Origin of the sequence: Sphingobacterium endophyticum (assembly GCF_009733535.1) — a bacterium.
Classification (GTDB): domain Bacteria; phylum Bacteroidota; class Bacteroidia; order Sphingobacteriales; family Sphingobacteriaceae; genus Sphingobacterium; species Sphingobacterium endophyticum.
Genome location: NZ_SMMI01000004.1, coordinates 96,331 through 121,733, shown reverse-complemented (window position 1 = coordinate 121,733; position 25,403 = coordinate 96,331). Strand labels below are relative to the sequence as shown.

Sequence of the window (25,403 nt, the reverse complement as noted above, 5' to 3'; positions counted from 1 at the left end):
ATGGCAGAAAAGAAAAATAATACCAAGAACATACTTTCTTGGGTACTCATTATCATTTTGGCGATATTAGTAATTACCCCAACAACAAGGGTTGCTATTCAACGGGGCTTAATGAAAATAGGACTTTTTAAACCCGATGTTCCAGCTCAGACCACAAATTCACAGCCATCAGCAACACCAATGGTTATGACAGAATCTGCTAAATTATCGGATGAAGCAGGGAAGATTGTGAGTACTCATGACCTACAGGGCAAAGTTGTATTCATTAACTTTTGGGCTACCTGGTGTGGTCCATGCCGTGCTGAGATGCCGTCTATCCAAAAATTATATAATAAATATAAAGACAATGAAAATGTTGTTTTTATGCTAGTTGAAATTGAGCATAATTTGGATGGAGCAAAAGAATTTTTGGCGAAGGAGAAATTAGATATGCCAATTTACTTTCCAGAAAGCGATATACCATCAACTTGGTTGGGAAATTCTATTCCATCAACAATTGTCCTGAATAAGCAAGGTATGCTCGTATTTGATCACGCCGGAATGGCTGATTATTCGACCAAAGAATTTGAAGATTTCTTAATTTCCCAAATCAATCAATAATAATGACTAAGCAAGAGCTAATCGAGAACATAAAAACGAAAAAGAGTTTTTTATGCGTAGGGCTAGATACGGATATCAGCAAAATACCTGAACATCTTCTAGAAGAGGAAGATCCGATTTTTTCCTTTAATAAAGCAATCATTGAAGCAACCTCGGATTTATGTGTTGCTTATAAACCAAACATTGCATTTTATGAGAGTTATGGAGTAAAGGGCTGGGAATCTTTAAGGAAAACTTGTGAAGTCTTACCTAAAGATTGTTTTAGCATTGCTGATGCGAAGAGGGGAGATATAGGAAATACATCAAAAATGTATGCACAGGCATTTTTTAACCCTGAGTCTTCAGGATTGAGCTTTGATTCTATAACGATCGCTCCTTATATGGGCGAAGATTCAGTGACACCATTTTTAGAGTTTAAAGGGAAATGGGCGATTGTTTTGGCTTTAACATCCAATCAAGGTAGCTTAGACTTTCAAAATTTTAAGAATTTTGAAGGCAAACAGCTTTTTGAAGAAGTTATCGACAAGGTGAATACTTGGGGCACTTCGGAGAATATCATGTACGTTGTTGGGGCGACCCGTGGTGAAGCTTTTACCAAGATTCGGGAGCATGCTCCGGATCATTTCCTGTTGGTTCCTGGCGTAGGAGCACAGGGAGGCTCCCTATCTGATGTCTGCGAATATGGAATGAATAAAGACTGTGGATTATTAGTAAATAGTACACGAGGAATTATTTACGCTTCAAAAGGTAAGGATTTTGCAGAAAGAGCTCGTGAAGAAGCAATTCTTCTGCAGAAAGAAATGCAGCAGCAGCTTGAAATCCATGGTATTATCTAAATTAACTAAATAAAAGTCTTACTTTTTGTTAAATTCTGCATCTTTGGCATAATAATTTGTGGAGATGCAGGGTTAATGAGTTTTATGAATAAAGTAAGGTCTTCACTATTAATTTTCTTGTTGTTCAGCGGTATAACTTGGTTGAGCAGCTGTAGTTCCGTTTATCTTCCAAATGTTCCAGCCACTCCGATGTTTAACAACAAGGGCGAGGGTTATATTGCCGCACATGTTAATCCAAAAGGGAATTTAAGTGGCAATCTTGGAGTTGCTTTCACAGACCATTTAGCAGTAATTGGAAATGGTTCCTATCTAAATTATACTTCCACCAATAATGATTTTAAACAATACCTCTATGAAGGGGGGCTTGGCTACTATACTTTAGTAGGAAAATCTAAAAGAAGTGTACTTGAGTTCTATGGGGGATATGGTGTGGGTGCAACCACCGATGTTGATAAGAGAGCGAGTACTACGGGTTCAGACCCGGTTGAAACAAGGGACCTTGACTTTAATAAAATCTTTATTCAGGCGAATTTTTCTTCCACAAAAAAAAACAAGATTAATCTTTTTGGTAAGAAAAGAACTCTAAACTACGGTACTGCCATTCGCTTAAGTCGAATTAAGATGGATCGCTTTGAATTAAATGGCGTTTCAAGTCCATTAGAAGAGAATATTTATATTGAACCTGTTTTCTTTACAAGGCTTGAATTAAATAAAGGATTTCAAATACAATATACAAATGGATGGAATATTGGACTAATGGACAATCAATATTTGAAACCTGGAAATGCAGTATTTATACTCGGATTGATTTATAATTTTGGAAGAAAGTAAAAGAATATGAAAAAGATTATTGGAATATTGGCCGTTTGTACGGTGTTTATTTTATCAAGCTGTCAAGTTAACAAGAAGGCACAGATTAAAGCATTAGCTGATTGTGAATATGATGTAGAATCTGTCGACCAAGTGAAGTTTAATGGAAAGTCACTCGAATCATTTAAAGGTTCGGACGGTAATTATAATATGTCATCTATTGCAGGATTGGCAGTTGCTTTATTTAGCAAAGAACTTCCATTAGAAGGGAAGGTAAATCTGAAAATTACGAATCCTGAAGTTCAAAAGGCAGCATTCAATTCTTTCAAATACGTGATTGAAATTCAAAATTCTCCTTTATTCGAGGGTACGGTAGATCAAAATGTAAACCTTCAAAAGGGAGAGAGTACTATTGTACCTATGACTTTTAAAGCAAATATTTTTAATAAGGCCAAGGAAAACGGTTTTGACAAATTCTTCGATGAATTATTAAACAAGAAATCAGAAGGCTTTATGGTTTTGAAAATAAAACCTTCAATTAAAATTGCAGGACAGAATATCTATTACCCTTCCTACATTACAGTAGACAAGAATTTTGGTAGTAAGATTTTTAAATTGTTCAAATAGAAAGAAAAGCCTGAAGGTTAAAGACAGACATTTTTTCCTTTCTACTTAATCAGCAATTCTTCAACTAATTTTCCCTCTTGATTATAGATCTTGAATGATCCTTGTTTATCATCAAGGGTTGCTTTTATCAAATTTACATTTGAGTTTATAATTATTGGGAAATTGACTGTGTTGTCTGATTTAAGGATTTCATGTTTGTGCATATGACCGCTCAACATAATCTGAGCACCAGATTTGTTTAAGATTGGTACAAATTTATTTCGAAGGTCCTCCATTCCATGCCAACCTAAAACAGGAGGGATATGGCAAATAATGATTTTATATTTGGCATTTTTATAGATAGGGTTTTCAACAGCTTTTTCTAACCATTTTGCCTGTTCAGTACGATAGGCATCCATGTCCACTATTCCACTATATTCGATGTCACTGTCGGGTTTGTCTTCTCCACAATCAAGTACAATGAAACATGCATCCCCTTGATTGAACATGTAGTATAATTCTCCCGAACTCGTTGGGAAATATTTAGGATAGGCTACTGCAAATGGTCCTCTTGTTTCATGATTCCCTCTTGAATAGTACATAGGCTTTTCACTTGCGAAGGTCTTAATGGCATTATCCATAAAGCCACTAAACATTTGTTCCTCGCTCAATAGGTTATCAACCATATCTCCATTAAAAACCACGAAATCTGTGTTATTAAGATCCACTTGATTTAACAAGTTGCTCATTACCTCATTTTTGCCATGAATATCATTGATTACAGCGAATGATACTTGTTTTTTAGTACCTACTGTTGAAAAAGTTAATGGTTTTTCACTGTAAACATTTGTTGCGGTATAATCACCATATTGAACCTTGGTCCCTTCATGTTTAAGAACCTCCTGATTGTACACTCTATATCTATATTTTGTTCCGGGTTTTAAATCCTTTAAATCTACCTGATGGACAGTTCCTACATTTTTAAAGCCATATTTCCCGGCAAATATTTTAGGTCTTTCTTGTTGATAAAAATGTGTTTGATCATCCGGTGCAATTTCGACCCATCCGATGGCATCTTTATTTGTCGTCCAGAGGATTGAAACAGTGGAATCGGTCAGAGCCTGAATATAGGGGAGGTGGCTGATCTTAATTTTTTCTTGTGCAAACAGCCCCTTGCATAGTAGAAATAAGGAAATTAAAAGGATGAAAGTAGACTTATTCATAGGTTTTGGTTTTAAGTTGAATGAATCCATTAAATGGAGGATTTGTTTAGATTGTCTTTATACATATCATAAGTATAAACATTATAAGGTAATAATTTATTGGCAAAGAATTTTGAAATAAAGCAACAAACTAAAAGTGGTATTATGAGGATATATCCATTTGGAGCAATATTACATATCAGAATGATGCTGGTAAGAGGAGCGTAGATTGCTGCTGAAAGGGCAGATCCGGCGCCGATTAATGCAAAATTTATTGGATTAATATCCATGTGTAAAACCGTTTTACAAAATATGGCCATTGTCAATCCCATAAATGCTCCAGCAATAATACTAGGGGCAAAAACTCCTCCATCTCCGCCTGCACCCAATGTTAAGGATGACGCCAATGGTTTTAAAAATATTAATAAAAGAAGGTACCAAATTGAATTCGATTCCGATGACAATATCTCATTTAATCCATGATAACTATCCCCAAATAAAACCGGGAAATAATAAATAAGTAGTCCAACTGAAATAGCACCTAAATTGACCCGAATAAAATTATTGTTAATATTCCCGAAAAATGATTTGGTATGGATTACTAGTAAAGTAAATCCAACAGCAAATAATCCTGCAAAAAAACTTAATAATATAAAGAAGGGTACTGATTTCCATTGCCAATCAGTTAGTTCCTGAGGGATTATGGGTTCATTTCCTAAAATATACAGAAAGAAAGCTGCCACCAGAGTAGAACCCATACAACTAATTAAGATAGTTTTTTTAAATTTTCTGCTTATTACTTCTATGCCAAACAATAGTCCGGCTAATGGACTTGAAAATAGAATAGCGACTCCTGCGGCAGAGGCTGCACAGATTAGTTCTCTTTTATAAAGTTTTGCGGAATAATTTTTCTTATAGATTTCATTTCCTATGGTTGCTGTCGAAACCACTGTTGAAACTTCGATTCCAGATGATCCCCCAAATATCACCGTTAAAAAACCATTTATAAAGTGTGAAGGAATTTTAAACAAGGGGAGATGATCTTTACGGAGATCTAATGTTTTGTATATTTCAGTGATTCCCTTGTTTTTACGGCCTTTAAAAACAAATTTTCTAAGAAAATATATGATGGTAATTCCTATAGTTGGAAAAATAATAAACAATAATGGGTTTGTATTACTGATAAAGCTAAAAACATGATGTTCAGTTTTTTCTGTAATGTATCGTAGTGCAAGGGCTAGAAGAGAGCTTAATAATCCTACAATTAAGGAGATTCCAAATAGCTTAAAATAGTTCTGTTGAATAACTTTTTTCCTATTCATTTTAGATCTTATTCCAATATGAGATTGAGTTTAGTGAGGAATTGATTTATTTGATAAATCTTGATTCGATCGTCTCAAATTTACATATTATAGCATGAAGTCTAATGATTTGTCAGGTGAAATGTTACAGGAAATTTTATTTAATTAGGGTTAGTGCTTTGCCTTTATGAGCTGCAATATGATCAGATTTATCACTTTTAATTTCATATTGTGGATCTTCCTCCGAGGCATGATGAGTATAACCTTTGTAATTGAAATTGCTAGTATGTATTTTAATTATTGTTCCAGTGACTTTTCCGGCTTCAGAATTCCAAGTTACTTTGTCACCAATGTTAAAGCGTTCCATAATTATTATTTATTTAAACAAAGAATAACTTAATTGACCATTAATTATTTGAGCAACAGAGCTGTATGGATGTTCAATTTCTTTCTCTTTTCCCATGATATGCCAAACTTTCCAACCCTCTAATTTTAGGTAATCGGATACCAATGATCGATGGCATCGCCACCAAAGTGATTCGGAGCACATGAAGACAGTTTTAAAATTAGTTCCAAACTGTTCAAGTTCGTTTATGCCACTTAGAAAGTTGTCCGTTTCCATGTAATCGGCATAGCCCCTAAATGAGAGGTTTTTCCAGCCTGTATTATGACTGTCATTTTTTGGTTTTCTTCTCCCGCCTAGCTCATCAATATACTGGTATTGAATTCCATGTTCTTCCAGAGATTTTCTTAATGCATCTTGATTATACTGAGGATATTTCCTTGAGCCTGGATATCGCCTTATATCCGCCAATAGTTGGATATTAAAGGAATCCAAGATCTCCAAGAAGTCATGGATTGGATAAGTTGAATGTCCTATGCTGTAAATTACATTCATTTTTAGTCCTCTTTGGAAAATGCATTTAAATATTTGTCAATATAGAGATCCTTATCTTTGGACTTATATTGTTGAATAAATCTTGGGTGCTCCAAAATTGTGAGTTTGTCAAATAATTCTGCTTCTCTATTTAATTTATCAATAAAAATGGCGTTTCTTTTTCCTAACACAAAGACTTCATTCCGATCCAAACCCAACTCAAAATGTTTACGTAAAGTCTCAATCATATAATCTTTAACCATTAGAAATAATTGAGCATCATCATAATAATTAGCATTTATAAATTGTCCAGGTTTTACTTCCTTGATTATGGCTAATGGAAACGGAGAGTTTATATAAAAATCAGCATAAAAAGATTTTGCTCCTCCCAATGCTTGAATTACATCATACAGATATACGGATGATATTTCATGAGTTTTAGCACTAATCATCTTGATTCCGCAGATACTCTCCAACCTTTTAGTGTCAGTAAAGGGTACACCGGTAACACCTGCTCCATGTCGACTAGGATTTATACCAACTATAAACTTTCGAGAATTATTATCAGAATAATATTTATTATAAAATTGCTGCATAACATCCATGGTTTCTGGATTGTCGTTGAAGGGATTCATAACATAATATCCCCTAGGCAATTGTCCTGGATATTGAAGGTTTTTATTGAACTGAATGACCCTTTCAGCAAATTTTCTTAGCATAGTTAAACTTTTAAGGGGAACAAAACTATCCTTTAAAAGTTTCTATTTATTTCTATTAAATGTATAACCAACGGTCCATTCGATGAAATCAGCTTTTCCCATATGTGCCTTGATCGAAACTCCGGCATTTATGTTTTTATAAACATAATATCTGGCACCTGCACGGAGGAAGACTCGTCTTATTTCTCCATTAAATCTTTGGTTATGCAAATAATAGCCGACATTACCATTTAATACCAATCTTTCATTTAAGATATGAGCAACATATAATGAAGGACCGCCAGAAAGTTTGGAGCCAATTTTTCCGGATTTATCTCCTGCAATTTCAGCATCATTTCCAGAGGATGAATAGAATAAATCAAAACCACCTCCTAATCTCCATTTATAGGAAACATGTCTGCTGGCATATGCACTTAAAGTTGTTTTAAAGAATCTTTCGTCTGAATCATCTTTTAATTGCTTAAACCCAACCCCATAGTTTATATGATAAAGGATTTTCTTTGAATAGGGTTTTAATATTGAATCTCTTCTTATATCTAATTCTGGGTTCAATTGATAATTTACTGATAACGTTAATGGCACTAGATTAACACCCTTATTGGGAAGTCTTAATGCTCCATTTGAAAAGTGATGAAATGCTAATCCAACACCTGCTTTCCAATGCGGGTTAATTTTGTATTGTGTCCTAATCCCCAAATCAATAAAGACATTGTTTTTAGAGCCAATTACGAGGTTAAGTGGATTTTCATTTTCATTATAGGGTTTAAAGTTTCCTGACAATCCTAACCCAATTCTATAATCATAACTCCATCTACTATCTTCTTTAGGCGCAATTGGAGTTTGTACAAAACCGTATATGGCGAAAGGACTACCTAAGATATCTGTATTGAAGGTGCTCGAATACAATCCGATACCGTATATGGGGTAATTGTAAATTTGATAATATTGATCTTTTTTCGCTCTTTGTTTCCAGCCAATTTTAAAATTTAATCCATTGTAATATGCGCCTTCATAGGTGCTTGATTTTAATCCTTTCTGAGCTAAGATTCCTCCATTTTCTGTCTCAAGTTCTAATATTAAGGGGCTGGATTTTATTTCTTTCGTAAGTTCTGAAAGTTGACTATACCCTATAAAAGGAAAGATTAGGAAGGTAAAAAATATGAATAAGCGAGTCACAGAATAATATTTATGGAATTTACGATCAGAGGACAAAAATAGTAATAACTTTGGGGCATAGAACGCAGGCTATGTCATTTTTGTTTCAAATGATAGTTAATTCTTTAATAAATTTTAAATCGTGTCAAACTTTATCCTTATTATTTTTTGCCTTGCCGCCGGAATAATCAGTAGGAAATTCAATTGGGTCGCCAAAGATGGTTTTAAAGCGCTAAACGCTTGGGTTTTATACTTTGGACTTCCTGCAATTTCCTTCAATTTTCTTCCAAAACTTTCCTGGAATAATAGCTTAATATTTACGATGCTTGGGCCGATCCTTGTTTTATCGGGGTCAGTCTTGTTTTTCTATATTGTTGAGAAAGTTACCCGTATTTCAAAGAGAACGTCCCATACATTAATGTTAATTGCCGGTTTAAGTAATACCTCATTTGTTGGATTTCCATTAATTACAGCATATTTTGGAGTCGATGCACTTCCAATTGGTATTGTAAGCGATCAAATGACCTTTTTCTTATTATCAAGTGTAGGGGTTATCATTGCGATGAAAGGAAGTCTGAAAAAAAATAAACAAGTAGATTATAAATTCATTCTAAAACGAGTATTTACATTTCCTCCTTTAATTGGATGTTTGTTAGCTCTTATTATTCCTAAATTCATCGATATAAGTAGTCTTGATGATTTTTTTAAAATTTTAGGATCAACAGTATCTCCAATAGCTTTATTTTCAATTGGACTTCAATTGAATTTTGGAATTGTAAAAAGTGAGATTCCTAATATTTCCTATGCCTTGATCTATAAACTTATTTTAGCTCCAGCACTAGTTGTTCTAATTGCCTTAAGTTTAGGATTGAAAGGTGAAATAATTCAGGTATCTATGTTTGAAATGGCAATGCCTAGTTTAGTGGCAACCAGTATCATATTAAATCAATTTAAATTAAATACAAAAGTGGGCAATAGTGTGATTGGACTTAGTATTCCTATAGGTTTATTGACCACTTTCATATGGTATCAGCTATTGATTACTTTCTTTATGTAACCTAAATGTTATCGAAATATTTCTAGAATTGCTTATCTTTATTGCTATTAATTTAACGAAATACTAGTTTTATTTAAGTTTTAACATACTATAGTAGTTTATGAAAAGAGTTTTATTCTTTGCATTATTAGCAGGGATACAAATGTCTAATGCTCAGGATAAACATGAGCGTTATACGCAGAAGATTGAGGGGACGAGTTTGGAATTCACAATGGAAGCGATTCCTGGAGGTGAATTTAATATGGGAAGTTCAAAATCTCCCAATGCAGATGAAAAACCAGTTCATAAAGTAAAATTAGACCCATTCTGGATGGGTACTTATGAGGTAACATGGAATATTTTTGAACCTTTTTTATATAAGGATTACGAAATTACAAAATCTAATGATGGAAAAGTTCCGGCTGATGTTGATGCTGTAACAAGACCTACTAAGCCATATCTTGATATGACTTTTGGATTTGGCAAAGATGGACAACCTGCTTTAGCAATGACACATTATAATGCTATTCAATTTTGTAAGTGGTTATATGTAAGAACAGGTGTATTCTATAGATTACCGACAGAAGCAGAATGGGAATATGCAAGTAGGGCAGGTGCAGAAACTGAATATTTCTTTGGAGACGATGCTGCACAATTGGCTGATTTTGCTGTATTTAAAGATAATTCAGCGGGTAAAACTGCTAAAGTTGGGACAAAAAAGGCTAATCCTTGGGGATTATATGATATCTATGGTAATGTTTCGGAATGGACTTATGATCAATATGATGCCGACTTTTACAAAGCATCTGAAGGAAAGGTTGCTTCAAATCCGGTAAATATTCCGACAAAATTATATCCGCATGTTGTTCGCGGAGGATCATTTGAAAGTGAGGCGAAAGATTTACGTTCAGCTTCAAGAATTGCATCTGACCCATTCTGGAAACAATTGGATCCTCAGATTCCAAAATCTAATTGGTGGTTTCCTGAAGCACCATTTGTTGGGATGAGATTAGTTAGGCCGGTAAATCAACCGTCGCATGATCAAATTATGGAGTATTATGACAAAGCTCCAATTAAAGATTTTTAATCAAATAAAACCGTATAATACTCAATTTAAATCTATTTTCATGGAAAGTTTAAAACGCAGGGATTTCATAAAATCTTCTTCAGCCTTAGTAGGCGCTGCTGCATTAACTAGCAGTTCAGTAAGCAGCGTATTTGCTGCGGGTTCTGACGTTATAAAAATTGCCTTAATTGGTTGTGGTGGTCGTGGTACCGGAGCTACATTTGACGCTTTTGCATCTGGTCAAAACATCAAATTGGTCGCGATGGCTGATGCATTTAAAGATAATCTTGATTCAACTTATTCAACACTAAAAGAAAAATTTGGTGATAAGATTGATGTACCAGATAGCCGGAAGTATGTTGGTTTTGATGGCTACAAAGCAGCTATCAAAGATGCGGATGTTGTATTATTATGTACTCCTCCAGGCTTCAGACCTATACATTTTGAGGAGGCAGTAAAAGCAGGTAAGCATATTTTTATGGAAAAACCTGTAGCTACAGATATTCCAGGGATAAGAAGGGTATTGGCAGCTGCTAAGGAAGCAAAAGCTAAGAAATTAAATGTTGTTGTTGGTCTACAAAGACGTTATCAAACCAACTATAGAGAGGCAATTAAACGTATTCAAGACGGAGCTATAGGCGATGTGGTTTCTGGTCAAGTATATTGGAATAGTGGTGGCGTATGGGTTAGACCTCGTAAACCTAACCAAACAGAAATGGATTATCAAATGAGAAATTGGTACTATTTCAATTGGTTATGTGGGGATCATATTGTAGAACAACACGTCCATAATATCGATATTGCTAACTGGGTGAAAGGTAAAACTCCAGTTTCAATCCAAGGGACAGGAAGTCGTGCTCAAAGAACTGGAAAGGAATATGGGGAGATCTATGACAATTTTGCGATAGAACTAACTTATGATGACGGTGCTGTTGTTTACAGCCAATGTCGTCACTTTGAAGGTATTTCAAACCGAGTTGATGAAACATTCCAGGCTACTAAAGGTAGAGTGTATCTATCTGCTGGAAATCAGGCTGTTTTGTGGGGTCCAGATGGGAAAGAAATCTATCGACATGATCCTAAAGGAAATCCTAATGCATATCAACAAGAGCATAAGGAATTATTTGAAGCCATCGCAAAAGGTGAATATAAATTTGACAATGCTGAATATGGTGCACATAGTACATTGACAGGTATCATTGGTCGAATTGCTTGTTATACAGGTAAAGTTATTAAATGGGATGAAGCTATTCAATCGAATATCGATATCATGCCTACTACTTATTCATGGGATGCAAAACCGAAAGTTTTACCAAATGCTGAAGGTTTCTATCCTGTTGCTGTACCAGGTATCAATGTTGAAAAATATATCTAAGTGATAAAATTCTGTAATTTTATTACAATGATGTTAATTGGTTGCGGTGTTTATGCACAGCAACCAATTTCTTCTTTACAGAAACACGAACTATTCGGGAGAGCCCAAGGAACAACCTATACTATTACGTATTACTCCACAGTTCAAAGCATTTCACAATCATCCATCGATAGCATTTTTAATATTATTGATCAATCCATGTCCTTATATAAAAAGGATTCTAATATTTCTATTTTCAACGATTCCAAAACTGTTAAACAAAAGTTGGATCCTCATATGTTGAAAGTTGTGAAAGAATCTTTTCGGGTTTATAGGGCATCAAAAGGTTTGTTTGATATTACTGTTATGCCATTAGTATCAATCTGGGGATTTGGCCCACAAAAAGTAACGGATATTCCTGATTCGGCTAGAATCTTGGAAACGCTGAAAATTGTTGGTATGGACAAATTAAAACTTAAAGGGAATACTCTTATTAAAAAAGTTGAAGGAGTTCAGATTGATTTAAATGGAATTGCTCAGGGCTATACAGTAGATGCATTATATGATTTTTTGATTGAGAATAATATCAATGATTTTATTGTAGAGGTGGGGGGAGAGATACGATCACATGGGCTAAAACCTGGCAAGATACCTTTTAAAGTTTTAGTACAGAGACCTGAGATGGCAGGAGAAGGCAAGAGTTATGTCTTGAAATTAGAAAATAAATCTATCACAACATCAGGTAGTTACGAGAAGTATCGTGAAGTAAAAAATTACAAGTTTTCACATCATATAGATCCCAAAACGGGTTACCCTTTAAAATCACAAACTATTTCGGTTACTGTTTTAGCAAATTCAGCTATGGAAGCTGATGCATATGACAATGTATTTATGGCAATGAGGCCTGATGATGCAATTTCATTTGCGAATGCAAAAAATATAGTTGATATTTATTTGATGTATTTGGAAGATGGTGAGGTAAAAGAAGCCTATTCTTCTGGATTTCAAAAGTATTTGCTAACCGATTAAATACTTAATTTTAAAACTTATTCCTAAATGAAACGTTCAGATTTTTTAAAAAATAGTTCCTTATTGGTTGGAGCTTCATTATTTTCAAATGGACTCTCTGCCAAAGATCAATCATCAAACCTTATGGATACAAAATCAGCTAATCAGCCTTTTAAATTAAACTATGCCCCGCATCAAGGGATGTTCAGCGCTTCTGCTGGAAAGAATTTTTTAGATGAAATTCAATACATGTATGACCTTGGCTTCAGAGGGATTGAAGATAATGGAATGCCGGGACGTTCTGCAGAAGAACAAAAGAAAATTGGCGATTTATTAGCTAAGCTTGGTATGACCATGGGAGTTTTTGTAGTTCCTAAGGGTGGAAACGGTGCAAATTCTTTAGCAGCAGGTAAACAAGAATTTGTGGATGTATTCCTTAAAGGATGTAAAGAATCTGTTGAAATTGCTAAGCGTTGTCATGCAAAAAATGTGACCGTTGTGCCTGGTGATTATGTTAGGAACTTACCTATTGGTGTACAAACAGCAAATGTTGTAGAAGGATTGAGGAGAGGTGCTGAAATCTTTGAACCCCATGGAATCACAATGGTCCTGGAACCACTAAGTGATACTCCTGATCTATTCTTGAGATTTACAGACCAAACCTATGAAATTTGTAAGGCAGTTAATAGTCCATCATGTAAAATTCTTTATGATGTTTACCATCAACAAAAAAATGAAGGAAATTTAATTCCTCTAATGGATATGTGTTGGAGTGAAATCGGCTATATCCAAGTTGGAGATAACCCTGGAAGAAAGGAACCAACAACTGGAGAGATAAATTATAAAAACCTATTTAAGTGGTTGTATGAGAAGGGATATAAAGGCATAGTTGGTATGGAACACGGGATGTCAAAATCTGGAAAAGAGGGAGAAGAAACCTTGGTTAAAGCTTACAGGGAGGTGGATTCATTCTAATGCTAAAGGGATTTAGTAATGAAACAAATTCGTTATTAAATTTTGATATTAGCATATTATCTCTATCTTTAAAATGACAAGATTTTTATAAAACCTGTGAGAATGTCTTCATCTATTAAATTTAAACTATCTTTTATGATGTTCCTCGAATTCTTTATTTGGGGAGCTTGGTTCGTGACGCTCGGAACATTTTTAGGAAACAACTTAAAAGCGTCTGGCTTAGAGATTTCTAACGTATTCTCTACCCAATCATGGGGTGCAATTGTAGCCCCATTTATTATCGGTATGATTGCAGACCGATATTTCAATGCTGAAAGGATCCTAGGTATCCTTCACTTGGTAGGTGCATTTTTAATGTATCAATTATACCAAAGTGATACGATTTCAAGTTTCTTTCCATATGTTCTTGGCTATATGATCCTGTATATGCCAACCTTATCATTAGTTAATTCCGTTTCGTTTAGACAAATGAAAAACCCTGAAAAGGAGTTTTCATTTATTCGTATATGGGGTACTATAGGTTGGATTGTTGCTGGATTGTCAATCAGTTATTTATTTAAGTGGGACAATGCGCAAGGACTACAAGATGGTTTATTGAGAAATACCTTTATGATGGCCTCAATAGCATCTTTAATTATGGGATTATTCTCTTTTGTTCTTCCTAAAACCCCTCCTGTGAAGGCTGGCAATACCGGAGAAAAAGAAAGTATCTCGAAAATATTAGGATTAGATGCAGTTAAATTATTAAAGGACCGTAACTTTCTGGTCTTTTTTATCTGTTCTATCCTAATCTGTATTCCATTGGCATTTTATTATCAATACGCCAATCCATTCTTAACTGAAATCGGATTAGCGAATGCAACAGGTAAAATGACCATAGGACAAATTTCAGAGGCATTATGTTTATTGTTATTGCCAGTGTTTTTCACAAGGTTTGGATTCAAAAATACCATCCTTATTGGAATGTTGGCTTGGGTAATCCGTTATGCTTTATTTGCTTACGGGAATGCTGGAGAACAAACATTTATGTTATTAATTGGTATCGCTTTACATGGTATTTGTTATGATTTCTTTTTTGTATCTGGTCAGATTTATACGGATTCAAAAGCAGGAAAGGATAATAAAAGTGCAGCTCAAGGGTTAATTACATTGGCTACCTATGGTGTAGGACAGTTAATTGGATTCTGGGTGGCTGGTTATGTAAGTGATATGTACGTAAGTATTAAGGATACCGACTTGTCATTATTCTGGAACAAGTTATGGATTGTTCCTGCAGGCATTGCCTTTGTAGTAATGATTATTTTTGCATTGTTCTTTAAGAAAGAAACTATTCAAACTCAAACTGAAAACTAATTAAAATTTAAAAGATAATGGTAGACAATAATGTATATGATGCAATTGTTATCGGATCTGGAATCAGTGGTGGTTGGGCCGCCAAAGAACTAACTGAGAAGGGTTTGAAAACAATCATGTTGGAGCGTGGTCGCAATGTGGAGCACGTCAAAGATTATCATGCCAACAAAGACACTTGGGAATACGAACATAGAGGAGGTAGAACTGTTCAGATGGAGAAGGATTACCCGGTATTAAAACGTGATTACCCGTTAAATGAGAAGAACCTTGATTTCTGGGTTAATGAAAAAGAAAGCCCTTATACAGAAACAAAGCGTTTTGACTGGTTTAGAGGCTATCATGTAGGAGGTCGTTCATTAATGTGGGGACGTCAAAGTTACCGCTTAGGAGACCTTGACTTCGAGGCTAACTTAAAAGATGGTCATGGGGTAGATTGGCCAATTCGTTATAAAGATATTGCTCCATGGTACAGCTATGCTGAAAAATGGGCTGGTATTTCTGGAAATCGTGATGGACTAGATGTTCTTCCTGATGGTGATTTCATGCCAGCTATGGATTTCAATATCGTTGAAAAGGACCTAGCTGAGCGCTTAAAAAAGGAGTATGGTGGAAACCGTCATTTTATTATGGGTCGTACTGCAAATATTACCCAACCCCACACGGGACGGATTAACTGTCAGTATCAGAACCAATGTTGGTTAGGATGTAATTTTGGGGGGTACTTTAGCACCCAATCATCAACTTTACCTCCAGCTATGAAAACAGGTAATTTAACATTAAGACCTTTTTCGATAGTAACCAAAATTATTTATGATAAGGACACTAAAAAAGCTAAAGGTGTTGAAATTGTAGATGCTGAAACTAACAAAACATATGAATTCTTTGCCAAAGTAATTTTCGTATGTGCATCTGCATTTAATTCTACTTGGGTATTAATGAATTCAGCTACTGATGTTTGGGAAGGTGGATTGGGAAGTAGTAGTGGTGAATTAGGTCACAATGCTATGGATCACCATTTTCGTTTGGGTGCTGGAGGTCGAGTAGAAGGCTACGAAGATAAGTATTTCTTTGGAAGACGACCTACAGGTTTATACGTACCTCGTTTTGTAAACATCGCAAGTGATACGAAGAAACGTGATTATGTACGTGGATTTGGTTACCAAGGTTCTGGAAGCCGTGGACGTTGGTCTGGTGAGATTGCAGAAATGCAGGTAGGTGGTGCTTGGAAAGATGCGATGTGCGAACCGGGTAATTGGGGTGTAGGCTTTACGGCATTTGGTGAAATCCTTCCATACCATGAAAATAAAATCTCCTTAAATAAAAATGTTAAAGATAAATGGGGACTTCCTGTTTTGGATATGGACATGGAAATTAAGGATAACGAGCAAAAAATGCGTAAGGATATGACTGAGGAGATGAAGGAAATGCTTGAAAAAATCGGTGTTAAGGATGTAAATACGTATGATAGTGGTTATAATTTCGGTATGGGTATCCACGAAATGGGAACTGCTAGAATGGGTAGGGATCCTAAGACTTCAGTATTAAATGGCAACAACCAGGTTTGGGATGCATTAAACGTATTCGTAACGGACGGAGCGGCGATGACATCTGCTGGATGTGTAAATCCATCATTAACCTATATGGCTTTGACAGCAAGAGCTGTTGATTATGCAGTAAGTGAACTTAAAAAAGGAAATTTATAATTGACTAAACCCAATATTATGAGTAAGAATAATTCAAGAAGAGATTTCATTAAAAATTCTACAATAGCAGCAGCTGGAATTAGCATTGTTCCGAGACACGTCTTAGGAGGAACTGGTTTTACTGCTCCTAGTGATAAATTAGTAGTTGCTGGTATTGGAGCCGGCGGTAAAGGTGAAAGTGATATTAAATCATTTCACGATAGTGGCAAAGCGGATATTGCGTTCTTATGTGATGTTGACGAGCGTAGAGCGGCGAGCTCAGTAAAGCGTTTCCCTAAAGCGAAATTTTACAAAGATTACCGTGAGATGTTAGACAAAGAGCATAAAAATATTGATGCTGTTTCTGTTTCTACACCTGACCACAATCACGCGATTCAGGCTTTGGCTGCCATGCAGTTAGGAAAACACGTATATGTTCAAAAACCATTAGCTCACGATGTTTGGGAAGCTAGGGTTTTGACAGATGCGGCGAAAAAATATAAAGTTGTTACTCAAATGGGTAACCAGGGTGCATCTAATGATGGTCCAAGACAGGCACGTGAATGGTACGAAGCTGGCTTAATCGGAAATGTCCATACGGTTTACTGTTGGACAGACCGTCCAGTGTGGCCACAAGGTATTTCTTGGCCAACTCAGAAAGCAAATGTTCCAGCAGAATTAAACTGGGATCTTTGGTTAGGAACTGCACCTCAAAAGGATTTTGTAGATAAGTTAGTACCATTTAACTGGAGAGGTTGGTGGGATTATGGAACAGGCGCACTTGGCGATATGGGCTGTCACTTATTAGAGGTACCATTCTCGGTATTAGGCTTATCCTATGTTCAAGATGTTCAAGCATCTGTAGGTTCAGTATATGTTGATGAGTTCAAACGCGGGTATTTCCCAGAAAGTTGTCCTCCATCAAGTCATGCTACGATGACATTTCCAAAAGCAAAGAGAACAACAGGTCCTGTTACCCTTCACTGGATGGATGGTGGTATTCAACCAGCACGTCCTGAAGAATTAGGTCCTAATGAAGTATTTGGTGATGGTGGTAATGGTATTCTATTAATCGGTGATAAAGGTAAAATTCTTGCTGATACCTATGGTGAAAATGCTCGTTTACTTCCTACTTCAAGGAAAGAAAATGTAGCTTTGAAATATGAGCGCGTTAAGGGTGGTGCAGGTGGTCACTATGCACAATGGGTTGAAGCTTGTATTGCTGGATATGGTAAAAAAGAAGTAAGTGCACCATTTGAGATTTCAGGACCTTTAACTGAAGCTCTTTTAATGGCGAACTTAGCAATCCGTGGTGCAGATTTGCGCGTTGACGGAGGATATCCTGGACGTAACCTAAAGTTACTATGGGATAACGAAAATATGAAGGTTACTAACTTTGATATCGTTAATCAATTCGTTAAACGTAATTATCGTCAAGGTTGGGATATTAAATACACAATCTAATTTTAAGACAATGAATAGAAGAGAGGCATTAAAAAACGTTGCATTCATTGTAGGAGGTACGGTAATCGGCGCGAACTTGTTTTTACAAGGCTGTACTAGACCTGCTTCAAAAGAAGTTGCATCTTTATTCGAAGGCGATACTCCTGATTTCTTAGGGGAGTTGGCCGAAGCTATTCTTCCGAAAACTGAAACACCAGGTGCCAAAGAAGCTGGAGTTGGTCAATTTATCCCTGTGATGATCCGTGATTGTTATGAGGAAAAAGACCAAAAAGCTTTCTTGGAAGGTCTTAACGGTGTAGATGATCGTGCTAAAAAAGAATTCAAAAAAGGATTCGCTGAACTTTCTGCAGAAGAGAAGTTGCAATTTGTGAATAATTACGATAAAGAAGCTAAAGAATACCAAAGCAATAAAAAAGAAGAAGATTCAAATCACTTCTTTACGATGCTTAAACAGTTAACATTAACTGGCTTCTTTACTTCTGAAGTTGGAATGAAACAGGCGCTTCGCTATGTGAAGATTCCAGGGAAATTCGATGGTAATTATCCTTACAAAAAAGGAGAAAAAGCTTGGGCAATTTAGGCCTGCCAGTAAAATAAAAAAATCCCCAAAACATTGGGGATTTTTTTATTTCGAGACTCGCATTAGAAAATGTATTCTACCATCTTTTTGAATACAAAATGTTCTATCCTCAAATTCTAGGATTGAAATTTCATCGCCATAATTTAGTTCCTTTAAAAAATTCATTTCTAGCATTTTAATAGAACCTTTCAAAATTGATTTTGGATCCATTGCATCAAAACACCATTCCATATATTTGACATTGTTAGCATGGTTAACAATGTCTAAATCAGACAATTTAACTTTATAATTGCTTAACAAGTTGAAATCAACATTTCCCTCGACCTTCTCAACAGAATGTTTCGTAGATACTTTATCCCTGTAAAACTCCATATGATCGGTCCTTAATGCAAATATATCTGCTCTTCGAGTTTTAATATTGAATACAACCCATAGGCTACTTGCGGAAATAATAACCTCATCCTTATAAATCACCTCGAAATTACGGATGGATCTACTTCCTGTGAAATCTTGTATCCAGGTTTTAACCTTGATGGTTGAAGTATATTTGGGTAACTGATCAATCTCCATCAGCATTCGGCTTAGAACCCATGATTGCCTTACGTCAAACATAGCTTGATAACCAAAGCCTAAGATTTCTGCATGTTCGCTCGCTGTAATTTGAAGAATATTATTTAGTTCACTATATTTCAATTGTCCATTCGGATAACATTGCGTGAAATTCAATGTCCATTCCTTTTCGTATATGCCCATTTATGTTGTTCTGAATATAACGCAAATGTAACTAATTTAATATTCTGCCTTAAAATCTTGCTGAAATATATATTAATGTCTAAATTGACGTTAACCTTATAAACCTCTTAATTGATTGACGAATGACAGGAACATTAATTGAAAAAGAAGACGTAGATAAATTCAGATTTATCCCCGCCGAAATTGACAAAACCTCCCAATTTTCTAACAAACTACAAGGTGCAGTGCGTTTAGGTAATGAGTTTAAATCGAAGACTACTATCGTTTTCAATACGGAGGATGGACCAAAACGTATCGAAACGACGGTATGGTCCCTAACGGATAAGTATATTCAGATTAAACACGGAATTTTAATTCCTTTAAAATCATTAATAGAAATAGAATATTAAAATAGTTTCCAGCGCTTTTGCGCTGGAATGATTTTTATCTTGCGTTTTAATTAGGGATAAAAGATCAACATCAAAAAAACTGCGAACAATATTAAATGCATAATCCCAACTATGGGGATTGTTCTTTTTCCCGAAAAAGACAGCATACTCAAAATCAATGTAATTATAAATAGGATTGTTTCCGTAGGGGTTAATCCAAATAATACGGTTTTATTTGCTACTAAACCAATAATCAAGACTGCGGGTACTGTTAACCCTACAGTCGACACAAAAGCACTATGGCATAAGTTAATAGTTCGCTGAAATTCGTTGTTAATAGCAGCTTTAATTGCAGTCATAGATTCCGGAGTAAATACAATTATTGCAATAAGTACTCCCCCTAAAAATGGTGGCAAGCTCATTTCTTTAATTCCTAAGTCTACAAGGACCGCCAAATTATGTGATAAAAGTACAATGGGTAGTATCGTTGCTAACAAAACAATGCTACGTAAAATTATCTCTTTACTTTTTATTTGAGGTTTTTTATGATGATCGGAATTAATTAACTCTAGCGCTCTTTCGAATTTAATTTCCATTTTACCGATTTCAGGCTGAATATAGAGATGCCTATAAGTTTTCACCTGGAATAACAAGAAAACAGCATATAACACGATAATTAATCCTGAAATAATGACCGCTTGAGTAGGGCTGAATTCACCATTACCTTTTCCTTCGATAAAATTTGGTAACAACATCGACAAACCTCCTAGCATTATAATCATCGAAAGGTAGGTCAAAGTTCCCTGTGCATTATACTCCTGTTCACGATTTTTTATACCACCGACAAGAATACATAAACCAAGCACCAGGTTCATAATGATCATCATGACAGAAAATATGGAATCTTTTCCTATAGTGGGGTTTTCATCTGGCCCGAACATCATTGCCGTTATCAAAATAACTTCTATTGAGACAATTGATAACGTTAGTATTAATGTACCATAAGGTTCTCCAAGTTTATGGGCAAGTATGTCCGCTTCCTTAACTACTCCAAATGCAGCAACAATAATCGTTATGAGTACCAAAATAAATATTACTGCAGCCACTAAATTATGGTTATAAAATGTTTCGATACGGTTTCCAAAAAACATAAACAGAAGCACGATTAACCAAACTAGTCCTAATCGAATAATTGTATTTTTTGTTAAAATGTTTTCCATCAATTTCCTTAACCAAATGTGTAACTCTTTGAAAATTATTTTTGACATTGCAAAAATCCGCAATTTTGATAGAATAATTTTTTACATATGTTAAAAAGCAGCTCCTGACAAACCCTTGTCATTTTTGGTTATATTTTTGAACCAGTTCAAACTCATCTTATATAATCAGTCAGGTTTGGTTTTATATAAATTTAAAAAAAGAATTATGTTCGCTGTTAAAGTAGAATACCAGGTAAACGAGGATTATGAAATCGAGAATAAAAGGAGAATTTCGGTGTTCCTAGCAGAATTTAAAAATTTTGACCAGAACAGATTTAGATACTCGGTGTTTCAGGATAAGGAAAGTCATACATTTATTCATTTATCTGAGTATCAAGATGATGAAATTCAGAATCTGTTGTTAACTAATTCGGTATTTCTAAAATTTCAAAAAGAGAGGGATAAAAATTTAAAAGTTATGCCAATAATAACCTGGTTAAATTGTTTACCTTAGTTTACAAAATCATACTAACAATGTTAAAAAGACTAAGAATAATTCTACTTACGAGTTTATTTTTATCAAATTTTGCTGTGGCTCAAGACCTTGATGGTTTATTTAATAAAGTTAAAAAAGGAGCTAAGAGCATCTCAAAATCGCTAACCTGGGAACCTGGAAAAGCTGTTTCTACTTCGCTGAAAGATACATTAACTGGTTTTTATTGGATGAATGACCAGCTTATTGGACGGACCCCTGATACAATTTCGAGTTTCTCCTTGAAACCCGGATATTATAAAACTACATTAAGATCTTATTGCTTGCACGCTGGAACCTATGGTCCTTCAATAGGATCAGGATATCAGTTAGCTAATTTTGAAGGAACACAAAAGAAATTGATCATTTCCATTCTCGAAAAATCTGCAGAAAATCCAAAAATCAGTCAATCTGATGTTCAGACCTTAATTTGGGGAATTGAGGCTGGCAACAAATTCACCTCTTATCCTGCAGACTTCCAAGCTCGGGTAAAACCTCTGTTATCATTAAAGGATATTGCTTTAATGGAAATCAATGTAAAGGATATCGTAGAAAGCAACCTTCCTTCTGAAGTGCAGAGTTTAATGAATACCTATGCTTCATTAAGGCAAGAAATGCAATCTGCTCAGATGAGTTTTGATAAATTAGAGGATTTAGCGGTGAAGGTTGGTGCTCCACCACTAGGAGTGGGTAGCATTAGCATTGATGAGGGTAAGTGGTCATATCTTAATTCCGGTTATTATATTAAAGTTGATCCCCAATCCTATTCGACATCAGATGTCAGCCTATATAGGCCAGGATATGCCGATGTTTCGTATGATGCACAGAACAGGATTTCATCCTATGAGAATGATGGATATCGGGTTCAGGTCAATTATAAAGATAATGGTACTCCAGTACAGTTAGGGGAATATACTGCCAATGTTCAAAAAATTGAAAGCTATACTTTGGAAGGTCCAGGAATGGAAAAACAAACCTATCCTTGGGATGGTAAATATGTGGATTTGGGTATGGAATTCGTTAATGATGTTTTAAAAGGGGCTAAGGAGTTCAACTTAGATCAAATGCTAAAAGATAAAACAACACTTTCTTTAGATGAATTACAAAATGCTTATAAGGATATCAAAAAATGGGAAGGCAGGTATGATGATCTAAAGAAAATTAATGATGATTTTAACTTGGATAAAAATCCTCCTCAGGATTTAGATAAGTACATTAATGAGGCTGCTATTAATGAAAGAATCAATAAAGGTTTAGAAGTGGCCACAAATCCAATTAATAAAAAAGGGCAAAGTGAATGGTTGAAGAATCATTTTAAGATGGTTAGTGATTTCTTTTTTTATTCAATCTGTAAATTGAGAGGCGACGATTGTAGACCAGATAATGATCCTAAAAATCCAAAACTTCCGGATTATATTGCTCAACCAGGAAATACAAGCGCACAAAGACTTGGATTAAGCGAGTATAAAAAATAATAGAATTACTGAATCCTTGAGGATTCAATGATGATAAGATTATTATTGATGTCGGTGGTAAAAAATAAGTAAATTTTGCCACCGTCTTTTATTTTATGCTTTTTTCGAATTACCTCTACTTTTTCTGGAAAATTACGTATGGATATATTCGCTTGTTTATAAGGGTTATTTTTTTTCAAAGCTGAATAGGGAAGGATCTGTTCAATTTTAAATATCCTTCCTGGGAAATCGGGCTGCAGCAGTTCGGAGGTATACAGATGTGCATGTTGATGGATTTTGCCTAATCCATAGGCCTTCCCGATGGATTTAAAGGCACCAGCTTTGGTTATTGCCACATCTGGATCATATAGATAATATTGAGGCATAAGGAACCTACTTAATGTTGCACGCTCCTCACTATAGGTAAATTCAAAACTTTGTAATTGATCAGCAAATAAGCGAATTGCTCTGATCTTCGTTTCACCAATGTATCCTCTTTCCTGTATAAATAACAGCTCTTTGCAATCATTGTCCAAGCTAATAACATATACATAGCGTACATGGTTCAAACTTGAAATTGCAGTACTAATATCCAATAGCGGAGATAATTTACTGATGATGAATTTACTTTTCCTGAAAAATAAATCTTGATTAGCGACAATATTAGGTTCACAATCCTCTAACAAAAATACCTTAGTAAGGCTTACTCGTCTAGATGGATCCACATAAATGTAGTCATATGAGTTGTCGGGACAATTTTTTAATAATTCGATACCATCACAGGCTTTACAAACAAGGTTGGGGACACGAAGAATTGAGGCATTATAGGATACAATTTCTGATAATTTTTCGTTGATTTCACAATGTATAACCTCTTTTGCCTCTTGAGCCAGGTAACAACTATCCACACTGAATCCTCCAGTTAAATCTATAACTCGACTACCTTTTGCGATAAAAGTTTGTTTAATTAAGGCCGTGTGTTCTGAAGAACATTGCTCTAGATTGATTTTATCAGGATAATAAATACCATCGCTATTTGCCCAGGTAGGTAATTTCTTTACACTACGTTGCCAACCATCGATCTGGGAAGCTAATTCAGCTGAACTCACATGCGTAAAAGGACTTTTCTTTAAAGCTATTTCTGCGGGTGATTTTTCCCGATTAGCTTTAATGTACAGTTGAACATCCTTCTCTAAAATGTGTTTATTCATCTTTATTTTTCACAAGCATTTGGCAAGTGTAACTATCCTTAAGTTCGCGAATAATTTCCTTATTTACCAATACCCGATCTATTGTTTGTTGATTGTAGTAGCGAATTGTGATTAATTCTAGTCCAGCAGCTACTGAAACCTTATATCTTTTCTTTAACTGTTCTAATAAATTCAGCACATTTTCACCTGTATCATCCACAGCTACAGAAAAACTAATCGCGGAGTTATGCATCATATTAATCTTAATTCTGTTTTGATGAAAAGAATCAAATATATGGCTCAAATTGTCCTCTACGATAAATGAAAAGTCTCTTGGTTGTATATTAATAAAAACCTGGTTGACTTTAAAAATAAATGAAGGAACAGGTAAAGTCTGGTTTGTTGTTTTTATCTGAGTTCCTGGTTCTTCAGGATTAATAAATGAGCGAACATTAAGCGTTATCTTTTTGTTTTGGAGGGGCTTAATTGTTTTTGGATGTATAACTGTCGCACCATAATACGTAAGTTCGATGGCATCCGTATAGGATAATTCGGGAATTAGTTCTGTTTGATCAAACCATTTTGGGTCAGCATTCAATACCCCAGGTACATCTTTCCATATTGTAATATTTTCTGCATTTAAGCTAGCTGCAAAAATTGCGGCAGAATAATCAGACCCTTCTCGACCTAAAGTAGTGGTGAAGTTTTCCGATGTTGAACCTATAAAACCCTGTGTTACGATGATTTGATCATCTAAAATGCTAGGAAGTTCCTTCCGTATTTTATCTTCTGTTTTTTCCCAATCAACTTTTCCTTCCCGGTAGGTATTATCTGTTAAAATATAATTTCTAGCATCTACCCATTGCGTAGGCAAACCTTGGTAAGCTGAATAAGCCGCCACAATTTTAGTGGATAATAGCTCACCCACGGAAACGATTTGATCATATAAATAATCATATTCATCTTGTGGTTCTTCCTCCAATATCCATTCAATTTCAACGAAGGTATTTGCTATATCATCATATACCGGATGGTTATGATCTGGAAAAAGTTCATGCAATATGTTAAAATGTTCCTGCTTTAAATTCTCCAAATGATTAAAGCATTCACCATCCCTTTTGATATAGCTCTCTGTTATTTGTACAAGTTTATCCGTAGTCTTACCTATAGCCGAAACAACAATCAATAAAGAGGAATCTTTATATTTTTCTACAATGGAAACTACATTCCTAATATTATCTGAACTTTTAACGGAGGCTCCACCAAATTTAAATACCTGCATG

Annotated in this window: 25 protein-coding genes; 15 read left to right on the top strand and 10 right to left on the bottom strand. The window is 35.2% G+C overall.

What is annotated here, in order from left to right; all coding sequences use genetic code 11:
- The 4 genes from E0Y80_RS06350 to E0Y80_RS06335 all read left to right on the top strand — a co-directional run bounded on the left by E0Y80_RS06350 (position 1) and on the right by E0Y80_RS06335 (position 2,873).
- Positions 1-600: a TlpA family protein disulfide reductase gene (locus tag E0Y80_RS06350; RefSeq protein ID WP_156306817.1), complete on the top strand. Its 600-nt coding sequence runs from the start codon at positions 1-3 to the stop codon at positions 598-600.
- 2 nt (positions 601-602) lie between these two features.
- Positions 603-1,436 carry an orotidine-5'-phosphate decarboxylase gene (gene pyrF / locus E0Y80_RS06345; protein ID WP_156306815.1) on the top strand — a complete coding sequence of 278 codons (834 nt, stop codon included), beginning with the start codon at positions 603-605 and terminating at the stop codon, positions 1,434-1,436.
- A gap of 84 nt (positions 1,437-1,520) precedes the next feature.
- Complete coding sequence (locus E0Y80_RS06340; protein WP_156306814.1) at positions 1,521-2,267, top strand: hypothetical protein; 747 nt, start codon at positions 1,521-1,523, stop codon at positions 2,265-2,267.
- Positions 2,268-2,273: 6 nt separating this feature from the next.
- Positions 2,274-2,873: a hypothetical protein gene (locus tag E0Y80_RS06335; protein WP_156306812.1), complete on the top strand. Its 600-nt coding sequence runs from the start codon at positions 2,274-2,276 to the stop codon at positions 2,871-2,873.
- A 41-nt stretch (positions 2,874-2,914) separates the two neighbouring features.
- On the opposite strand, the gene E0Y80_RS06330 is transcribed toward E0Y80_RS06335, so the two are convergent.
- From E0Y80_RS06330 to E0Y80_RS06305, 6 genes are all read right to left on the bottom strand, one after another.
- Positions 2,915-4,075: a purple acid phosphatase family protein gene (locus tag E0Y80_RS06330; protein ID WP_156306810.1), complete on the bottom strand. Its 1,161-nt coding sequence runs from the start codon at positions 4,073-4,075 to the stop codon at positions 2,915-2,917.
- A gap of 29 nt (positions 4,076-4,104) precedes the next feature.
- The gene (locus E0Y80_RS06325) at positions 4,105-5,376 is read right to left on the bottom strand and encodes a chloride channel protein (protein ID WP_156306808.1); all 1,272 of its coding nucleotides are present in this window, start codon (positions 5,374-5,376) and stop codon (positions 4,105-4,107) included.
- A 136-nt stretch (positions 5,377-5,512) separates the two neighbouring features.
- A complete protein-coding gene (locus E0Y80_RS06320; protein WP_231595977.1) occupies positions 5,513-5,722 on the bottom strand; it encodes a hypervirulence associated TUDOR domain-containing protein in 210 nt (69 codons plus the stop codon).
- Between the two features lie 9 nt (positions 5,723-5,731).
- Positions 5,732-6,253 (bottom strand): DUF488 domain-containing protein, encoded by a 522-nt coding sequence (locus E0Y80_RS06315; protein WP_156306804.1) that lies wholly within the window; start codon positions 6,251-6,253, stop codon positions 5,732-5,734.
- A 2-nt stretch (positions 6,254-6,255) separates the two neighbouring features.
- On the bottom strand, positions 6,256-6,951 hold the full coding sequence (locus E0Y80_RS06310) for an SMUG2 DNA glycosylase family protein (RefSeq protein ID WP_156306803.1): 696 nt from the start codon (positions 6,949-6,951) through the stop codon (positions 6,256-6,258).
- Positions 6,952-6,993: 42 nt separating this feature from the next.
- Positions 6,994-8,127, bottom strand: a complete 1,134-nt coding sequence (locus E0Y80_RS06305) for an acyloxyacyl hydrolase (protein WP_231595976.1) — start codon at positions 8,125-8,127, stop codon at positions 6,994-6,996.
- 121 nt (positions 8,128-8,248) lie between these two features.
- Here E0Y80_RS06305 and E0Y80_RS06300 point away from each other — a divergent pair, with 121 nt between their 5' ends.
- From E0Y80_RS06300 to E0Y80_RS06260, 9 genes are all read left to right on the top strand, one after another.
- Positions 8,249-9,163: an AEC family transporter gene (locus E0Y80_RS06300; RefSeq protein ID WP_156306801.1), complete on the top strand. Its 915-nt coding sequence runs from the start codon at positions 8,249-8,251 to the stop codon at positions 9,161-9,163.
- Between the two features lie 100 nt (positions 9,164-9,263).
- Positions 9,264-10,229 (top strand): formylglycine-generating enzyme family protein, encoded by a 966-nt coding sequence (locus tag E0Y80_RS06295; RefSeq protein WP_156306799.1) that lies wholly within the window; start codon positions 9,264-9,266, stop codon positions 10,227-10,229.
- Positions 10,230-10,269: 40 nt separating this feature from the next.
- A complete protein-coding gene (locus tag E0Y80_RS06290; protein WP_156306797.1) occupies positions 10,270-11,583 on the top strand; it encodes a Gfo/Idh/MocA family protein in 1,314 nt (437 codons plus the stop codon).
- Positions 11,584-11,610: 27 nt separating this feature from the next.
- Entirely contained in the window at positions 11,611-12,591 is a 981-nt protein-coding gene (locus tag E0Y80_RS06285) for an FAD:protein FMN transferase (protein ID WP_156306795.1), read from the top strand.
- Between the two features lie 27 nt (positions 12,592-12,618).
- A complete protein-coding gene (locus E0Y80_RS06280; protein WP_156306794.1) occupies positions 12,619-13,545 on the top strand; it encodes a hydroxypyruvate isomerase family protein in 927 nt (308 codons plus the stop codon).
- 102 nt (positions 13,546-13,647) lie between these two features.
- Entirely contained in the window at positions 13,648-14,898 is a 1,251-nt protein-coding gene (locus E0Y80_RS06275) for a nucleoside permease (protein WP_156306792.1), read from the top strand.
- Between the two features lie 17 nt (positions 14,899-14,915).
- Entirely contained in the window at positions 14,916-16,601 is a 1,686-nt protein-coding gene (locus E0Y80_RS06270; RefSeq protein ID WP_156306790.1) for a GMC oxidoreductase, read from the top strand.
- 18 nt (positions 16,602-16,619) lie between these two features.
- A complete protein-coding gene (locus E0Y80_RS06265) occupies positions 16,620-18,044 on the top strand; it encodes a Gfo/Idh/MocA family protein (protein WP_156306789.1) in 1,425 nt (474 codons plus the stop codon).
- Positions 18,045-18,054: 10 nt separating this feature from the next.
- On the top strand, positions 18,055-18,624 hold the full coding sequence (locus E0Y80_RS06260) for a gluconate 2-dehydrogenase subunit 3 family protein (protein WP_156306787.1): 570 nt from the start codon (positions 18,055-18,057) through the stop codon (positions 18,622-18,624).
- Between the two features lie 45 nt (positions 18,625-18,669).
- Here the strand turns inward: E0Y80_RS06260 and E0Y80_RS06255 are convergent, their stop codons facing one another.
- Positions 18,670-19,377: an acyl-[acyl-carrier-protein] thioesterase gene (locus tag E0Y80_RS06255; RefSeq protein ID WP_156306785.1), complete on the bottom strand. Its 708-nt coding sequence runs from the start codon at positions 19,375-19,377 to the stop codon at positions 18,670-18,672.
- A gap of 122 nt (positions 19,378-19,499) precedes the next feature.
- Between E0Y80_RS06255 and E0Y80_RS06250 the strand changes: the two genes are divergently transcribed.
- Positions 19,500-19,766 (top strand): hypothetical protein, encoded by a 267-nt coding sequence (locus E0Y80_RS06250; protein ID WP_156306783.1) that lies wholly within the window; start codon positions 19,500-19,502, stop codon positions 19,764-19,766.
- 50 nt (positions 19,767-19,816) lie between these two features.
- Here E0Y80_RS06250 and E0Y80_RS06245 read toward each other — a convergent pair whose 3' ends face one another.
- Positions 19,817-20,965, bottom strand: coding sequence for a calcium:cation antiporter (locus E0Y80_RS06245; protein ID WP_156306781.1), 1,149 nt, complete (start codon positions 20,963-20,965; stop codon positions 19,817-19,819).
- A gap of 513 nt (positions 20,966-21,478) precedes the next feature.
- On the opposite strand from E0Y80_RS06245, the gene E0Y80_RS06240 reads away from it, so the two are divergent.
- Positions 21,479-22,951, top strand: a complete 1,473-nt coding sequence (locus E0Y80_RS06240) for a hypothetical protein (RefSeq protein ID WP_156306779.1) — start codon at positions 21,479-21,481, stop codon at positions 22,949-22,951.
- Positions 22,952-22,956: 5 nt separating this feature from the next.
- Here E0Y80_RS06240 and E0Y80_RS06235 read toward each other — a convergent pair whose 3' ends face one another.
- Both E0Y80_RS06235 and E0Y80_RS06230 read right to left on the bottom strand, forming a co-directional pair.
- Positions 22,957-24,141, bottom strand: coding sequence for a class I SAM-dependent methyltransferase (locus E0Y80_RS06235; RefSeq protein ID WP_156306777.1), 1,185 nt, complete (start codon positions 24,139-24,141; stop codon positions 22,957-22,959).
- A complete protein-coding gene (locus tag E0Y80_RS06230; protein WP_156306775.1) occupies positions 24,134-25,402 on the bottom strand; it encodes an aspartate kinase in 1,269 nt (422 codons plus the stop codon). The genes E0Y80_RS06235 and E0Y80_RS06230 overlap by 8 nt, the downstream gene beginning before the upstream one ends.
- Between the last annotated feature and the right edge of the window lies 1 nt (position 25,403).

Bases quoted from the DNA above. Each gene is read 5' to 3' on its own strand.
- E0Y80_RS06280 (WP_156306794.1), top strand. From the start codon at position 12,619: ATGAAACGTTCAGATTTTTTAAAAAATAGTTCCTTATTGGTTGGAGCT.
- E0Y80_RS06230 (WP_156306775.1), bottom strand. From the start codon at position 25,402: ATGCAGGTATTTAAATTTGGTGGAGCCTCCGTTAAAAGTTCAGATAAT.
- E0Y80_RS06265 (WP_156306789.1), top strand. From the start codon at position 16,620: ATGAGTAAGAATAATTCAAGAAGAGATTTCATTAAAAATTCTACAATA.
- E0Y80_RS06240 (WP_156306779.1), top strand. From the start codon at position 21,479: ATGTTAAAAAGACTAAGAATAATTCTACTTACGAGTTTATTTTTATCA.
- E0Y80_RS06245 (WP_156306781.1), bottom strand. From the start codon at position 20,965: ATGGAAAACATTTTAACAAAAAATACAATTATTCGATTAGGACTAGTT.
- E0Y80_RS06325 (WP_156306808.1), bottom strand. From the start codon at position 5,376: ATGAATAGGAAAAAAGTTATTCAACAGAACTATTTTAAGCTATTTGGA.
- E0Y80_RS06340 (WP_156306814.1), top strand. From the start codon at position 1,521: ATGAATAAAGTAAGGTCTTCACTATTAATTTTCTTGTTGTTCAGCGGT.
- E0Y80_RS06310 (WP_156306803.1), bottom strand. From the start codon at position 6,951: ATGCTAAGAAAATTTGCTGAAAGGGTCATTCAGTTCAATAAAAACCTT.
- E0Y80_RS06335 (WP_156306812.1), top strand. From the start codon at position 2,274: ATGAAAAAGATTATTGGAATATTGGCCGTTTGTACGGTGTTTATTTTA.
- E0Y80_RS06285 (WP_156306795.1), top strand. From the start codon at position 11,611: ATGATGTTAATTGGTTGCGGTGTTTATGCACAGCAACCAATTTCTTCT.
- E0Y80_RS06320 (WP_231595977.1), bottom strand. From the start codon at position 5,722: ATGGAACGCTTTAACATTGGTGACAAAGTAACTTGGAATTCTGAAGCC.
- E0Y80_RS06290 (WP_156306797.1), top strand. From the start codon at position 10,270: ATGGAAAGTTTAAAACGCAGGGATTTCATAAAATCTTCTTCAGCCTTA.
- E0Y80_RS06255 (WP_156306785.1), bottom strand. From the start codon at position 19,377: ATGGGCATATACGAAAAGGAATGGACATTGAATTTCACGCAATGTTAT.
- E0Y80_RS06235 (WP_156306777.1), bottom strand. From the start codon at position 24,141: ATGAATAAACACATTTTAGAGAAGGATGTTCAACTGTACATTAAAGCT.
- E0Y80_RS06260 (WP_156306787.1), top strand. From the start codon at position 18,055: ATGAATAGAAGAGAGGCATTAAAAAACGTTGCATTCATTGTAGGAGGT.
- E0Y80_RS06315 (WP_156306804.1), bottom strand. From the start codon at position 6,253: ATGAATGTAATTTACAGCATAGGACATTCAACTTATCCAATCCATGAC.
- pyrF (WP_156306815.1), top strand. From the start codon at position 603: ATGACTAAGCAAGAGCTAATCGAGAACATAAAAACGAAAAAGAGTTTT.
- E0Y80_RS06330 (WP_156306810.1), bottom strand. From the start codon at position 4,075: ATGAATAAGTCTACTTTCATCCTTTTAATTTCCTTATTTCTACTATGC.
- E0Y80_RS06295 (WP_156306799.1), top strand. From the start codon at position 9,264: ATGAAAAGAGTTTTATTCTTTGCATTATTAGCAGGGATACAAATGTCT.
- E0Y80_RS06275 (WP_156306792.1), top strand. From the start codon at position 13,648: ATGTCTTCATCTATTAAATTTAAACTATCTTTTATGATGTTCCTCGAA.
- E0Y80_RS06250 (WP_156306783.1), top strand. From the start codon at position 19,500: ATGACAGGAACATTAATTGAAAAAGAAGACGTAGATAAATTCAGATTT.
- E0Y80_RS06350 (WP_156306817.1), top strand. From the start codon at position 1: ATGGCAGAAAAGAAAAATAATACCAAGAACATACTTTCTTGGGTACTC.
- E0Y80_RS06270 (WP_156306790.1), top strand. From the start codon at position 14,916: ATGGTAGACAATAATGTATATGATGCAATTGTTATCGGATCTGGAATC.